14 protein-coding genes are annotated in these 15,141 nt (G+C 52.9%); 5 read left to right on the top strand and 9 right to left on the bottom strand.

All coding sequences use genetic code 11. From position 1 onward, the window contains the following. Positions 1-33: 33 nt before the first annotated feature. The 8 genes from ACN28R_RS21100 to pilM all read right to left on the bottom strand — a co-directional run bounded on the left by ACN28R_RS21100 (position 34) and on the right by pilM (position 6,894). Positions 34-1,002: an SPOR domain-containing protein gene (locus ACN28R_RS21100; protein ID WP_048637208.1), complete on the bottom strand. Its 969-nt coding sequence runs from the start codon at positions 1,000-1,002 to the stop codon at positions 34-36. 147 nt (positions 1,003-1,149) lie between these two features. Next, entirely contained in the window at positions 1,150-2,235 is a 1,086-nt protein-coding gene (gene aroB, locus ACN28R_RS21095; RefSeq protein ID WP_048637207.1) for a 3-dehydroquinate synthase, read from the bottom strand. Positions 2,236-2,287: 52 nt separating this feature from the next. Further along, positions 2,288-2,809 carry a shikimate kinase AroK gene (gene aroK, locus ACN28R_RS21090; protein ID WP_048637206.1) on the bottom strand — a complete coding sequence of 174 codons (522 nt, stop codon included), beginning with the start codon at positions 2,807-2,809 and terminating at the stop codon, positions 2,288-2,290. A gap of 446 nt (positions 2,810-3,255) precedes the next feature. Next, positions 3,256-4,503: a DNA uptake porin HofQ gene (hofQ, locus tag ACN28R_RS21085; RefSeq protein ID WP_236840254.1), complete on the bottom strand. Its 1,248-nt coding sequence runs from the start codon at positions 4,501-4,503 to the stop codon at positions 3,256-3,258. Positions 4,504-4,554: 51 nt separating this feature from the next. Further along, a complete protein-coding gene (locus ACN28R_RS21080; protein WP_095835405.1) occupies positions 4,555-4,938 on the bottom strand; it encodes a HofP DNA utilization family protein in 384 nt (127 codons plus the stop codon). Next, positions 4,931-5,479, bottom strand: coding sequence for a hypothetical protein (locus ACN28R_RS21075; protein WP_095835404.1), 549 nt, complete (start codon positions 5,477-5,479; stop codon positions 4,931-4,933). The genes ACN28R_RS21080 and ACN28R_RS21075 overlap by 8 nt, the downstream gene beginning before the upstream one ends. Then, positions 5,472-6,041: a PilN domain-containing protein gene (locus ACN28R_RS21070; protein ID WP_183096759.1), complete on the bottom strand. Its 570-nt coding sequence runs from the start codon at positions 6,039-6,041 to the stop codon at positions 5,472-5,474. The genes ACN28R_RS21075 and ACN28R_RS21070 overlap by 8 nt, the downstream gene beginning before the upstream one ends. Beyond that, the gene (gene pilM / locus ACN28R_RS21065) at positions 6,028-6,894 is read right to left on the bottom strand and encodes a pilus assembly protein PilM (RefSeq protein WP_095835402.1); all 867 of its coding nucleotides are present in this window, start codon (positions 6,892-6,894) and stop codon (positions 6,028-6,030) included. Before pilM ends, ACN28R_RS21070 begins: the two co-directional genes overlap by 14 nt. A gap of 113 nt (positions 6,895-7,007) precedes the next feature. Between pilM and mrcA the strand changes: the two genes are divergently transcribed. Continuing rightward, positions 7,008-9,566 (top strand): peptidoglycan glycosyltransferase/peptidoglycan DD-transpeptidase MrcA, encoded by a 2,559-nt coding sequence (mrcA, locus tag ACN28R_RS21060; protein WP_095835401.1) that lies wholly within the window; start codon positions 7,008-7,010, stop codon positions 9,564-9,566. Between the two features lie 79 nt (positions 9,567-9,645). Here the strand turns inward: mrcA and nudE are convergent, their stop codons facing one another. Beyond that, on the bottom strand, positions 9,646-10,197 hold the full coding sequence (gene nudE / locus ACN28R_RS21055) for an ADP compounds hydrolase NudE (protein ID WP_048637200.1): 552 nt from the start codon (positions 10,195-10,197) through the stop codon (positions 9,646-9,648). A 467-nt stretch (positions 10,198-10,664) separates the two neighbouring features. Here nudE and ACN28R_RS21050 point away from each other — a divergent pair, with 467 nt between their 5' ends. The 4 genes from ACN28R_RS21050 to hslO all read left to right on the top strand — a co-directional run bounded on the left by ACN28R_RS21050 (position 10,665) and on the right by hslO (position 15,063). Further along, positions 10,665-12,824 (top strand): IgaA/UmoB family intracellular growth attenuator, encoded by a 2,160-nt coding sequence (locus ACN28R_RS21050; RefSeq protein ID WP_095835400.1) that lies wholly within the window; start codon positions 10,665-10,667, stop codon positions 12,822-12,824. A 168-nt stretch (positions 12,825-12,992) separates the two neighbouring features. Then, complete coding sequence (yrfG, locus tag ACN28R_RS21045) at positions 12,993-13,679, top strand: GMP/IMP nucleotidase (RefSeq protein WP_048637198.1); 687 nt, start codon at positions 12,993-12,995, stop codon at positions 13,677-13,679. Between the two features lie 12 nt (positions 13,680-13,691). Further along, a complete protein-coding gene (hslR, locus tag ACN28R_RS21040) occupies positions 13,692-14,102 on the top strand; it encodes a ribosome-associated heat shock protein Hsp15 (RefSeq protein WP_048637197.1) in 411 nt (136 codons plus the stop codon). An 88-nt stretch (positions 14,103-14,190) separates the two neighbouring features. Beyond that, on the top strand, positions 14,191-15,063 hold the full coding sequence (gene hslO, locus ACN28R_RS21035; protein WP_095835399.1) for an Hsp33 family molecular chaperone HslO: 873 nt from the start codon (positions 14,191-14,193) through the stop codon (positions 15,061-15,063). Positions 15,064-15,141 lie beyond the last annotated feature (78 nt).

Below are 15,141 nucleotides of genomic sequence, written 5' to 3'. Positions count from 1 at the left end.
GTGTCAGACAGCACATCAGGGCTAAAATTGGTGTTACTTATTCAAGTCCTGCTTCACCTGACGGATCGGCTTAACCCAAGGTTTTTTCGCTTGCACATCAGCAGGTAGCGTTGTTATCGCCTGCCTTGCTTCTGCAGAAGAAGCATAGACTCCATTCACTAAGACATACCAGGATTTTCCGTCACGTTTAGTTTCATAAACCCATGAATGGGCCAGATTATGTTGTTTTGCATAAGCCCTCAGCGTATCCGGACGGGAAGCGCTGCTTAGCTGCAGGGTAAAGTGACTCGCTGGCGCATTTTGAATGGAGCTACCCGAACCGGAAGACGCGGCGGCGGATTTACTCGCCGCGGCGGGCTGCGTACTCGACACCGACGACGATGTATTCGACGTACGCGCCGAATTACTGCCGTTGCTGTGAGAAGGTTTTGCCGCCGGCGCATGCGCGGGTGTTTTAGTCGTTGGCGCCACCGTGGCCGGAGCCGTCGGCAGGGTTGACGCGCCGCTTCCCATCGCGCCTTGAGAAAATTCGTTAACACGCCCCTGCTGCTGCGAAAGCGCATCGGTGATATTACCAGGCAACTCAATACGTTGCTGACCGCTTACCGGCGGTTGAACCGGCGCCTCCGTCGGCGTACCGGCGATAGGCGGCGCGCTCAGCGTTTGCGGCTGCTGTCCGGGCGCGGTTGGGGAAGACTCAACAGGGGCCGACGTTTCTGCTCCCTGCGTCGTGGGGGCAGATGATGCAGAGAGATCGATACTCTTTTCGCCACCGGTTTGACTCTGAGGCTGGGAAGTCTGCGGATGAGAAGGCGCCTGCAAAGCGGAACCAATACCAATAATCAGCAACACCAATACCAGCACCCCGATACCTATCATCAGGTGCTGTCTGGAAAGTGTGATTTTCGGTACGGAAAAACTGCTGCTTCTTTTTTGCTGACGTGTTGGTCGACGATCGCTAGTATCAGGCTTCAGCTCATCTTCCGGCTTAAACTCATCCATTTAAAACCCCCCAACTGAAAGGCTAAAATCCGCAACCTCATCCCCGGAGCGAATTATCAAGTCATCATGCATTATATTTTATTAACCATAAACCATAAGCACTTATCTGTCGTTAACACATTTGTTGTTAACGAATAAGAAAAGCGCTTAAGCAAGACAATCGGTTATTGACGCCAGAACAAGATCGTGCGCTATGCCGCCACGAATTTCAGAATGACCAATGCCCGTTGGCAACACAAGGCGTAATTCGCCGGCCAACACTTTCTTATCACGCATCATGTGGGGAAGATACGATTCCGGCGACATTTGCGCCGGTCCGTTAACGGGCAGTCCTGCGCGAACTAATAGGGACGTGACGCGAGTAATGTCCTCGGCGGGGAATAATCCAAGACGCCGGGCGGCGTGCGCGGCCATCACCATGCCTGCGGCAACCGCTTCGCCGTGCAACCAATTGCCGTATCCCATTTCCGCCTCGATGGCATGGCCATAGGTATGTCCGAGGTTAAGCAACGCGCGCATGCCGCTTTCGCGTTCATCGGCGGCAACCACCGCGGCTTTTAATTCACAGCAACGGCGAATACAGTAGGCCAGTGCGTCATGATCCAATGCGCGTACCGCTTCGATATGCGCTTCCAACCAGTGGAAGAAATCGCGATCCAGAATGATGCCGTACTTAATCACTTCCGCCAGCCCGGACGATAGCTCCCGCGCAGGCAATGTTTTCAGACAATCCAGGTCAATCACAACCGATGCCGGTTGATAGAAAGCGCCGATCATGTTTTTACCCAGCGGATGATTCACGGCGGTTTTACCGCCAACGGAAGAATCGACCTGCGCCAGCAGCGTCGTCGGCACCTGGATAAAACGCACGCCACGTTGATAACTTGCGGCGGCAAAACCGGCTAAATCGCCAATCACGCCGCCGCCTAAAGCGACAATCGTCGTATCGCGGCCATGTGGCTTGGTCAGCAATGCGGTAAAGACCTGATCCAATACGGTCAGGGATTTATATTTTTCGCCATCCGGCAAAACGACCTGATCGACATGCACGCCGCTTTGTTCAAGCACGCGGCGAACATGTTCAAGATAGAGGGGGGCCAAGGTCTGGTTAGTCACCAGCATGGCCTGATCCCCGGCTTTTAACGGCATAAAAGAAGCCGAATCATTAAACAATCCGGCGGCTATCGTAATAGGATAACTTCGTTCGGCTAATGTTACGGTAATTCTTTCCATGCTCGTTTCATAACCTATTCAAAACCTGCGTGATGCAGATGATGTATTACTTTCAGTTACTTTCCAGCATATTGATAATCTGGTTAGCAACTACCTTGGCGCTTTGTTCGTCGGTGCGGATGGTGACGTCGGCGATCTCCTCGTATAGCGGATTCCGCTCTCTCGCCAGCTCCTCCAGAACTTCACGCGGCGGTGTTTCAACCTGAAGTAGAGGACGTTTCTTATCGCGCTGCGTGCGGGCAAGTTGTTTCTCAATCGTCGTTTCCAGATAAACGACTACCCCACGCGCCGAAAGACGATTGCGTGTTTCACGTGATTTGACCGAACCACCGCCTGTCGCCAGTACGATGCCTTGCTTTTCCGTCAATTCATTGATGATTTTCTCTTCACGATCGCGGAAGCCTTCTTCGCCTTCCAAATCGAATACCCAGCCCACATCAGCCCCGGTGCGTCGCTCAATTTCTTGATCGGAGTCGAAAAACTCCATATTGAGTTGCTGAGCTAACTGACGGCCAATAGTGCTTTTGCCGGCACCCATAGGCCCAACCAGAAAGATATTGCGTTTCTCTGCCATGTTTTTTGGTATTACTAAGACAATTCGTTAATGATAACCCGCCCCGCCAATCAACCCAGCGACGGGACCTAAACTGAAACCTCATGAGCGATAGTGCGAGAATCAGACAAAAAATTATCTCAATACTCAGGGTAGTTTGGCAACCGAATAAAATGTCACATGCCCCACAGGTGAGGAATATACCGTCATCATTCAAGTTGCATCCATATTGGCTTCACGCTCTCACGCCAGACGTATCGCCGGGGATTGCTTTGTTTGCCGCCTGATTGCAACATCAATTACGTTGGATATAACGTATATTTTATCGACATTTTCGGTGGAACAACACTTCTGTGCTCAATTCGCTAACCCTTGTAAGCTAAATCTGTCGCAGCGTCAAACTTAGAAGGCACGAATCAATTAAAATATTGTGCCGACTTCATGAAAATTCTGCTACTTTTTACCGTTTACCCGAATGGAATCAGGGTCGGCGTAATAAAAATAACCAATTCTCGCCGGGAATCCTGTCGTGTACTGTTTTTAAACAAATGACCGAGTACGGGAATATTGCCTAACGCCGGAACCTGACCGTCGCTACGTTGTTTCTGTTGCTGAAATATGCCGCCCAGAACGATGGTTTCGCCGTCCGCAACCGTGACTTGGGTTTGTATCTCCTGCTTATCGATTGCCAGCGCCTCGCCGTTATCGCTCTGCTTTATCGTCTGCCCCGGCATGTTTTGACTGATTTTCAGGCTTAGCGTAATCCGCCCGGCCCGCAGAATGCTCGGCGTCACCTCCATCCCCAATACCGCTTCCTTGAACTCAATGGACGTCGACCCACTGGCCCCGCTGGAAACCTGATAGGGGATTTCCGTACCCTGTTTGATACTGGCGGTTTGCTGATGAGCCGTAAGCAAACGCGGACTGGCGATGATTTCCACCTGGTTTTCCTGCTCTAACGCCAACAGCTCCAGCTCAAGCAGACGTCCATTAAGCCGCGCCAGATGAAAACCTGCGTTGATCGCCGGCGATTCTACCGGCAGGCTGATATTAAAATTATTCAATCGCAGGGCTTTATTCGCCTCTGCGCCGGAACCCAACCCCCAATTGACACCCAGCGCCTGTAAATTTCCACTGCTGATAGTCACAATATGCGCCGCAAGCTGTATTTGCGATAGCGGCAAATCGAACTCGCTCACCCACGATTTCAACGGCTCCAGCGCTGCCGCCGTATCGCGGATCAGTAACGTATTGGTTCTTTTATCCACGGTGACGCTCCCCCGTTCGGTAAGCAGCGCGCCGCGCTGGGCCTGCACGCTGGCGGCTACCTCGGCAGCATCGGCGTATTGCAGCGAAACCGAAAGATTCTGCAACGGCTGCTTCTGCGACTGCAGAGCAAGGCGTTCTTCTTTCTGACGCTGTCGTTCTTCAAGGTGGGAAGCGGGGTAAACCAGCAGAACATTGCCGTTGCGCTCTACCGCAAGCTGTCCCATATGCAAAACGATATCCAAAGCCTGCCGCCAGGGCACTTCCGTCAAGCGCAGGCTGATCGTTCCTTCAACTCCCGGCGCCACCACCATATTTAACTGCTGATGATCCGCCAGAGCCTGCAATATTCGCTGTATGGGGGAATCCTCAAATGCCATTGATACCGGCGCCTCGCTCCCCGCCTGCGCCGATACGCCGCCAGCGAACAACACCATCAAGAGCAGCATCTTCTTAACCGATCTCATCGTCATAACATCCCTTGTTCTGAGAAAAATGTTCTATTGCGCGACGCCGTTATTAATGAAAGGCGATGGCAAGGCAACCTCCGCGGGTACGCCGTCACAGCGCTCGGTCTCATCAACCGCCGCTAATGTCGCGCCGGACTTATCCAGCCGACTAACCCGCCAATTTTCCGGCTGGATCAGCGCGCCCGGCGTTAACCGTTGCCATCGTGTCTCCGATTGCGCCAGCCACCCTATCCATGCCTTACCGGAACCGATGACGCCTTTTAATCGCCCGTGCTGCATAATGCGGTTCCGGGAACAGTGGGCCGCAGATACGGGCTGAAAAGGATCCCGGCTCATCATTGCCGCTTCTGCCGGCGTGATGCCGGACAACAGGCTGAAAAACAGGATGAGAGACGCTGCAACTGGGCTATTCAACGTCGCTTCTCCGTTTCGCCGCCGGTTTCACCAACCGCAAATTAATGTGCAAAACACCATCCACCGATTTCATAGCCAGTTGCTCAATCCGCAACACATGCGGCAGCGCGATAAATTTACGCAGGACATGCAACGTTGCCTGATAGTCGGCGCTAAAGGTCAGTAACCAGGCATCGCTGCCGTTGTGATGACGCTCGGGTTGCCAGGAAAGCAGCGATGCGCCGGATTGCGATAACGGCGCGGTGACCAACAGCGACGGCATGTCCGCATGGAATGGCGGATTGTCCGCTTTCCGTTCAGACAATTGCGTCTTTAGCGTGGCAAAGGATGGCAGCGCTTTTAGCTGTTGCTGAAGGTGTTGTATCGCGGCGAGTTGCTGATCTATCCGCTGCTTAATCTGAACCATTTGCTGCTGTTCCGTTTGCAAAACCATCGCTATGCCGAATAGTGAAAAACCGCCAACCAACATGGCTTGCGCCGCCGCCAGCGCCCACAATGGTTTACTTGCCCATCCGGACCAGTTCAGTATCGCGTTAATCACCAGCCTGTTCGCCCCCGGCCGAATCCGTGAATATCCAGTCCGCCTGAAGCGAAAAACTCAACAGCGCGCGATCTTTCTGCTGCCTCAGAGCCTCAAGCACCTGTACCCGCGCCAGTTCAGGGTGGCGCACCAGCGAGCGATTAAAGGCCACGATATCGGCATAGTTTTCACTCAAGCCGGAAATTAACAGGTGCTGCCCACGATCGGCGATCTCCGTCAGCCAGAGACGCCGGGGCAGCATTGCCGCCATCCGATCCAGCAGATTCAGATAGCGCTGATTATGGCGAAGCGCGGCGGCATCGGCGTCATGCTGCGCCTGATAATCCCGCAGTTGGTTCCACATCCGGCGAGTTTGCTGATATTGCTGCGTCCATTGCCGCTGCCGCTCAGATATATCGCCCAGTTCACGTTGCAACACCAGGCGCTGCTGATGCAGGATGATGTAATAACCCGCGAGCACCAGAGCGGCCAGCGCCAGTTGCAGCAGCAATAGCGTCAGCCAGCGACGCGCCCGGCGGCGTAATCGCCGTTTACGCCAGGGTAAAAGATTAACCAACAGCATGTTCGGCATCTCCAGGGCGCAAAGCCAGACCGCCGGCGATCACAAATGCCGGGGGAAAATCGGGTAACGGAGGCTGCATCTGGTCGAACGCCGCAAGCGGCGACCACGGGATGAATGCGCCGGGTATCTGATTGGCTAACGTGGGTAAGGTGCTGCTGTAATAGGCCGTATCATAAGAAGTTTTCTGACAGCGAGCATTTACCAACGATAAAAGCGCCTCTTCGGCGGTCAGTTCGTCAGAATGGATCACACCGCACTGAAAAGCATGGTTCAGCGGGGATATCCATAACCAGCCGTCCGCCAGCCGATGCAGGAAGGGATAATCATGTTTAAGCCCCGCTGATTTCGCCATACAACGGATTGCGCTGGTTGAAACCTCAACCGCATCAGGGTGTAAATCCGCACGACGCAGACAGTCAAGCCAACTATCCAGCTCATGCCGCCGGGCCGCCGTAACCAATAACGTGCCTGGTTCATAGGGAGCCTCTCGGTAGTCCATCGCCAATGAATGACTGCTTATCGGCAGCTTACGGGCGGCCATCGCCTCGATATAATCATTGCGCTCCGGCCCTTGCAGTCGGCTGTCCGGCATCGGTAACCGCTGTTGCCATACCAACTGCGCGGGAAACCCCACCCGCAGCGAAATATTGTGGGGTAATAATCTGCGCCATTTCAGTAAGGCCTCACAAAGCGCCTCAGTATGGTGTAGACTACCCGCGCGTAACGTGTCGTCTGGTAGCGGGAACTGCCACCAGTTGCGAAGCTGCCAGCCATAGCGACGGCGTTGAACCGCCAGTGCGCGCATAAACCCGTTTTGTATATCTAACCCAACCCGCCAGATGTGATAAGCCATGTTCAACCCGATTCCATATCAATTAAAAGAACGTATCCACAGTGCTGGCTTACCTTTATACTAGCGCCGATTGTTTATAAACCGTCCAAACGCTACTGAATGGAAAATCCCAGGTGAAGTTCGTAAAGTATCTATTCATCCTTGCAGTGACTTGCATCCTGCTGGGAGCCGCTTCGATATATGGTTTATACCGCTATATCGAACCTCAGTTACCCGATGTCGCCACGCTGAAAGACATCCGGCTGCAGACGCCTATGCAGGTATTCAGCGCCGATGGCGAGCTGATCGCCCAATTCGGCGAACATCGGCGTATCCCGTTGAAACTGGATCAAATTCCTCCTGTGATGGTGCAGGCGTTCATTGCGACTGAAGACAGCCGTTTCTATGAGCACCACGGCGTCGATCCGATCGGGATTATCCGCGCCGCGTCGATTGCGTTAACCTCCGGTCATGCTTCCCAGGGGGCCAGCACCATTACGCAACAGCTTGCCAGAAACTTTTTCCTTAGCCCGGAACGCACCCTGATTCGTAAAATCAAGGAAGTTTTCCTGGCTATCCGTATTGAGCAGTTGTTGACCAAAGATGAAATTCTTGAGCTGTATCTGAATAAAATTTATCTCGGTTACCGGGCTTATGGCGTCGGCGCGGCTGCGCATGTCTATTTCGGCCGTCCGGTCGACCAGCTGACGCTGGGCGAAATGGCCATGATCGCCGGTTTACCGAAAGCGCCCTCCACCTTCAACCCGCTCTACTCATACGATCGTGCGATCGCCCGGCGTAATGTGGTTCTGGCACGAATGAGGGATGAGAACTACATTTCTCAGGCTCAATACGATCAGGCGCGCAGTGAGAAGCTGGAAGCCGACTATCACGCACCTCAGATAGCATTTTCCGCCCCTTATGTGGCGGAGATGGTGCGTCAGGAAATGATCAAGCGTTATGGCGATGACGCTTATAACGATGGTTACAAGGTCTACACCACCATCACCAGAAAATTACAGTTAGCCGCGCAGGATGCCTTGCGTAACAACGTTCTCGCTTATGACATGCGTCACGGCTACCGCGGCCCAACCGCGGTGTGGTGGAAAGTCGGCGAAAGTGCCTGGGATCGCACCAGGATCGTCGCCGAACTGAAAAAACTGCCGGTTTACGGTCCGCTGTTCCCGGCGGTGATTACCGATACCGATAGCGATAAAGCCATTGCGATGATGGCCGACGGCAGCAACATTGCATTGCCGATGGCCGGCATGCGCTGGGCGCGCCCTTATCGTTCCGATACGCAACAAGGCCCAACGCCCAAGCGGGTGATTGACGTGGTTCAGACCGGCCAGCAGGTGTGGGTGCGGAAAGTGGACAACGACTGGTGGCTTGCCCAGGTGCCGGACGTCAATTCGGCGCTGGTCTCTCTCAATCCAACCAATGGCGCAATTGAAGCGCTGGTCGGTGGATTCGATTTCAACCAAAGCAAGTTTAATCGCGCAACCCAAGCGTTGCGTCAGCTTGGTTCCAACATCAAGCCGTTCCTCTATACTGCCGCGATGGATAAAGGTCTGACGCTCGCCACTATTCTCAATGATGTGCCGATTACCCGCTGGGATCCAGGCGCCGGCTCAGACTGGCGTCCCAAAAACTCCCCCGCGACTTACGACGGCCCGATCCGTTTGCGTCAAGGATTGGGTCAATCTAAAAACGTGGTGATGGTCCGCGCCATGCGGGCGATGGGCGTGGATTACGCCGCAGAGTACCTGCAGCGTTTCGGCTTCCCGAAACAAAATATTGTTCCGACGGAGTCACTGGCGCTGGGAGCGGCGTCTTTCACCCCGTTGCAGGTGGTGCGCGGCTATGCGGTAATGGCCAATGGGGGTTATCTGGTCGATCCCTATCTCATTACCAAAATAGAGAAAGAATCGGGCGACGCCGTCTTTACCGCCATGCCTAAAGTGGTGTGCGACACCTGCAATTTACCGCTGGTGTATGGCGAAACACGGCGTGACACCGTGCTGTCCGCGGACAGCTTGGAAAATGTCGCGACATCACGAGAAAATCCGGTGCAGGGGACATTGCCCCAGCCTGAGCTGGAGCCGGTTACGCCGCCGCTCGCCCAGCAAAACACGGCTCAGCCTTATGCGCCGCACGTTATTAACACTCCGCTGGCCTTCCTGATTAAGGATGCGCTGAATAGCAATATATTTGGCGAACCCGGCTGGATGGGCACGGGCTGGCGCGCAGGTAAAGATCTGAAGCGCCATGATATCGGCGGCAAAACCGGCACCACCAACAGTTCCAAGGATGCCTGGTTCTCGGGCTATGGCCCGAATCTGGTGACCTCTGTGTGGATCGGCTTCGACGACCATCGCCGCGACCTGGGCACCAGCAGCGCGTCCGGCGTGATCAAAGATCAGATCTCAGGCTACGAAGGCGGCGCCAAAAGCGCTCAGCCGGCCTGGGATGAGTTTATGAAGGCCGCGCTGGAAGGCGTCCCTGAACAACCGCTGACGCCGCCGCCCGGTATTGTCAGCGTGACCATCGATCGCAGCAGCGGCAAGCTGTCTAACGGCGGGGGCAACAGCCGTTCCGAATATTTCATTGAAGGAACACAGCCGACGGAATATGAAGTGCATGAAGTCGGCACGACATTGATGGATAACGGACAAAGCGAAGAGTTATTCTGATCGGGGGCTTCCATACGTCAAAGGCGCAGATTCTGCGCCTTTGCTATTTTTAAACGCCGACATCGGCGGCAAATACCTTTCACTCACGGCGCAACCAGTCTTGGGTTAAAAACAACGCGCTGACATTGCGCGCCTCCCGAAAATCGGGTTCCTGCAGCAGCGACATCATATCTTTTAGCGGCCAGCGCACTTTCGGCAGCGGTTCCGGCTCATCGCCTTCACGACTCTGCGGATACAGCCCGCGCGCGACGACGATATTCATCTGGCTGGAGAAATAGGACGGCGCCATCGTCAACGTCGCTAACAAATCCATCTGTTCCGCGCCAAATCCCGCCTCTTCCATCAGTTCCCGGTTAGCCGCCTCAAATACCGTTTCGCCGGGATCGATTAATCCTTTGGGAAATCCAAGCTCATATTGCTCAATACCGACAGCGTACTCACGGATCAGCACCAGTTCATCATCAATAATCGGCACAATCATCACCGCTTCCCGTCCGCTTGGGCGCATTCGTTCATATACCCGGCGAGCGCCGTTACTAAATTCCAGATCGATGGATTCAACATTGAACAAACGCGAACGCGCGACGGTTTCTACCTTGAGAATTTTGGGTTTTTGCAGGTTATGACTCATGGTGGCCTCATAGAGAAATTACGACCAGAACGACAACTCAGCCCAACCTGAATGATGATTGTCTCTACCGTCACCATAGATAGCGGGGTGCCGCTGAATGAAAAGCGATCGTTAATACTCTTTTTTGATCTTGCTAGATTTTTGCTGTTGCTCACATTGTGCGTTAACAGCAACCTTTGCTGCAACCATCACAATTATTAATTTACTTGCTTATAACATTAAATACACATTAATAGTATGAACTATTAAAATGAAAAATTAAAAGTCAATAACTCGCCCCCAAAATCGGATTTTCCTCATTTTAGACGCCCTGTCTGATTGTTACCATCATCCCCTTACGTAGATAATTTCTGTTATTTTTTAGTTATTAATTTAATAAAGCAAAACTATGCAGGTTATCATCGATTGGACATATTTGTTAAAATCCGATGCAAACAGGGAGTACGTCACTTTGGGATGGAAATGACATGAGCACAATATTTACCCTATTGGCTATATTGCTTGCCTGTCTGCTCGTTATCGGAGGTTTCATTGTCTACCGAAAACGTCAGCGCTTGTCATTCGTCGCTCCTTTACCGGTGGAACCTGCCTTACTTCGTCAACTGACCCCTGAAGAACGCGTGGCTGTTGAACATTATCTTGCTCAGGAACATGAGCATAGTCAGCAGCCAACGCCGCTTGACATACCCAATACCCAGCCCAAACTTCCCCGCACATTGCAAAGCGATCGGGTATATCCGATCACCCATACCATCACGCGTTATGGCCTAAGCACTGACGCGCAGAATAAGTGGCGATACTATATCGATACGCAGGAAATTCACCTGCCGCCCTGCTGGGAACAGTATATTACTGAGAACAACACCGTTGAATTGATTAAAACCCGTTCTATCCCGTTGGTGATTTCCCTGAACGGCCACTCGTTAGTCGAATGCCTCAACGACGACGGCGATAGCCGTCAGATGGTGATGGTTCCCGACTATCCAATGCCAAACGCGTCCATTCGTCATGAAGAGAATGAACACGCCGAGCTGGCCAACATTCGTAAGGAAACGAAGGAAGAGCATGCCATACATCACGCGAAGGGGATTAAAGAAGCCAGCGTGCTGTGCCTGTCATTTTTGCTGCTATTCGTCAGCCTTAACAGCCCGATAGCGCTGCTGCCCTGGCTCACCGGCTCAGCCGTGCTTCTTGCCGCCTGGAGCCTGTGGCGGCTTTTCCGCGCCCCTTCAAAACAGGAACTACAGGACGTTCACTCGCTTATCGGCACGCCGCAAGCGCTTGGCCTTTTCGGCGAATCAAATCAAGGGCAGTTCGGCAGCGTCTCGCTCGGTAATATCGATCTGATTTACCCCCCTTACTGGCATCCTTACATCACATTTGATTTAGGGAAAAAAACGAATGTTGATATTTACCTTGATCATCAGGTTGTTCGGCAGGGGAGATATTTGTCGCTGCATGACGAAGTAAAAAATTTCCCGTTGCAACGATGGGGCAAAAATCTGGTGTTGTCCGTCGGCGCACTCCTCAGCCTCATACTCTTATTGACCTATGTTCCCCTTGAGCTGCCATTAAAACTCAGCATGGCCTGGTTGCATGGCGCGCAAAATATTCAGGTCAACCAGGTTGATGAGTTGGAAAAAATACCGCTCAAAATCGGCGATGCGCTGAAAGTCCGGGGAGCGGGCATGTGCTATGTTCCGACGGATATTCACATTTCGTCGACCAATTCCCCCCCTTATGCCTTTACGCCTTTTGACTGCTCGGCGATTTACTGGAATAAAGCCGCATCGTTACCGTTGCCGGAATCCGAGATCATTGAAAAAACGTCGGCATTGCTGAAAACCGTAAACACGCAGTTACACCCGCAACCCGATGTCGAAGGCCGGGTTAACACCCAGCTTGCCTCGGCTATTCAGAAATCAGGCATGATTCTGTTGAATGACTTTTCCGACATCGTGCTGAAAACACAGGATCTGTGCGAACAAGAGAGAGATTGCTTCCGCCTGAAAAATGCATTGGTCAATCTGGGCAATGCAAAGAACTGGGATACGCTGGTAAAGCAGGCGCGTTCGGGTTCATTTAAAGAAATGAATGTGTTGCTGCGTCCGGTAAGCGCAGAGACGCTGGAGTCACTCGTCAACAGCGCCACCGACTTTTTCTTTCAACAGGAAGTCAACCACGCGGCCGATTCACTCAATAGCCCTCCCCCGGGCGGTTTTTTAATCCGCAGCGATGAAGGACGCCAGTTTGTCAGCCATCCGTTACCGCTTGTACCGCTGAATGAGTACCACGCCGCCGATCAGTGGAAAGAACTTCAGCGGTTATCGGCTATGTTATTGCACACGCCGTTCAGCGCGTCGGGCGTCATCACAGACCTCAGCATCGATGCCAACGGTACTCAGCATATCAGCCTGCATAGCGAACCGGATGTTATCACGCTGTGGCGTTACCTCGGCAGTTGCCTGCTGCTGTTGCTCTTTTCCATAATATTGCTGGTCAATGCCGCGCTGTTGGGCATGAGGATAGTCAAGAGCAAACAGCGGATGGCCAATATTCAGCAGTATTACGCTTCTCGCTTTGGCGCCACGCCATCGCTGGTAGACGGCCGTACGCAACTGTCCTGACCATCGTGCAGCACGCGCTGTTATGCTATTCTGACGAAACTGCCGTATTTATACTCATCAGACTTTAGTCTCGGGGCGATCTCCCCGGCAACCCGAAGTGCGGATGGGTATGTTTCCCCTTATCAAACAAGCCTCGGTATCTGGCATCATTCTGTATCTGGAGTATTTATGAGCCCCCAAATTAACTGGCACGACATTGATACCGTTATATTGGATATGGATGGCACGCTGCTCGATTTGGCTTTTGATAGCTACTTCTGGTTACAGCTTGTGCCGCAGTCACTCAGCGACAAACGCGGTATCAGCCTCGGGCAGGCTCAACGGCTCATTGCCGCAGAGTATCAGGCGGTGCAGCATACGATGAACTGGTACTGCTTCGATTACTGGAGTGAAAAGCTGGGGTTGGACATCTATCAGATGACCACGGATATCGGCCCTCGCGCCCGCCTGCGGGAAGATACCGAGCCATTTCTGCATGCCCTGCGCGACAGCGGTAAGCGCACGATTCTGCTGACTAATGCGCATCCGCACAGCCTGGCGGTTAAAATTGAACATACCGGCTTAGACAAACACCTTGATTTATTACTTTCCACCCATACTTATGGATATCCGAAAGAAAATCAGCGGTTATGGCGGGCCGTGCAACGGCAAACCGATTTCGATCCGGCCAGGACGCTGTTTGTCGATGACAGCGAGCCGATTCTGGACGCCGCCAAGACCTTTGGTATCCGTTACTGTCTGGGCGTCAGTAACCCTGACTCCAGCCAGCAGGAAAAATCATTCCAGCAGCATCCGTCAATGAATGATTATCTTGGGCTGTTACCGTCATTGCATCGCTCGGTAAATCTCAGTTAATCAGAAGAGGTCATGATGAAGGCAAGCGAGAATTCTGACGATACCGTCCGTCTGGACAAGTGGCTTTGGGCCGCCCGCTTCTATAAAACCCGGGCCATTGCCCGCGAAATGGTTGATGGCGGCAAGGTTCACTATAACGGCCAACGCAGTAAGCCCAGCAAACTGGTTGAACTGAACGCCGAAATCAAGCTGCGTCAGGGGAACGACGAACGTACCGTCATCGTCCGCGCCATCAGCGGGCAACGTAGAACGGCGACGGAAGCACAGGCGCTGTATCAGGAAACAGCCGAGAGTATCGGAAAACGGGAAAAGCTGGCGCTGGCGCGAAAAATGAATGCGCTGACCATGCCGCACCCGGATCGCCGTCCTGATAAGAAAGAACGACGGGATCTGATGAAATTTAAATACAGCGATCGGGAATAAACCCCATAGATTTAAGTTGCGGGAAACCGATAGCCGGCGACTGGAAAATGCGGGGAATCAATAACTGTCACCACAGCGAGAGAATATTATGTCCACTCATGACCAACTACATCGTTATCTGTTCGAAAATTATGCCGTCCGTGGCGAGTTGGTGACAGTCAGCGATACCTTCCAGCATATTCTGGCGAATCATGACTATCCGGAGCCGGTACAAAATCTGCTGGGAGAAATGCTGGTTGCCACCAGCCTGTTAACGGCCACGTTAAAATTCAGCGGCGATATAACCGTTCAGCTTCAGGGCGACGGACCGTTGAAGCTGGCCGTCATCAACGGCAACCATCAGCAACAGATGCGCGGCGTAGCCCGCCTGCAGGGTGAAATCGCGCAGGATAGTTCGCTCAAGGATATGGTCGGCAACGGTTATCTGGTCATTACCATTACGCCGACGGAAGGCGAACGGTATCAGGGCGTCGTCGGATTAGAAGGCGATACCCTTGCCGATTGCCTGGAAAACTATTTCCTGCAATCCGAACAGCTCCCGACCCGACTATTTATCCGTACCGGTCGGCATGAAGGGCGGATGGCCGCCGCGGGCATGTTGTTACAGGTGTTGCCGGCGCAAAATGCCGGACACGATGATTTCGATCACCTGGCGCAGCTCACGGCTACGGTCAAAACCGATGAGCTGTTTACGCTTGCGGCTAACGACGTCCTCTATCGGCTTTATCATCAGGAAGAGGTAACGGTATACGAACCGCAGGCGGTCGTCTTCCAGTGCCATTGCTCGCGCGCCCGTTGCGCGGAAGCATTAATGACGCTTTCCGAAAGTGAAGTGACCGAAATGCTGGAAGAAGATGGCGAAATCGATATGCATTGTGATTATTGCGGAAATCACTATGTGTTCAACGCCGAAGATGTTCAGGCGTTCAAACAGCAGTCACCAAAGCATTTACTGCATTAATCCTGCCGCGGGTACGGTCGCGTACCCGCTTATTTCCTTATTAATATCATAGAATTTTATTCTGTTAAGCCGCCCAAC

It is taken from the genome of Brenneria goodwinii (assembly GCF_002291445.1).
GTDB lineage: Bacteria > Pseudomonadota > Gammaproteobacteria > Enterobacterales > Enterobacteriaceae > Brenneria > Brenneria goodwinii.
The sequence above is the reverse complement of the archived record's forward strand: the minus strand, read 5'-3'. Positions and strand labels throughout refer to the sequence as shown.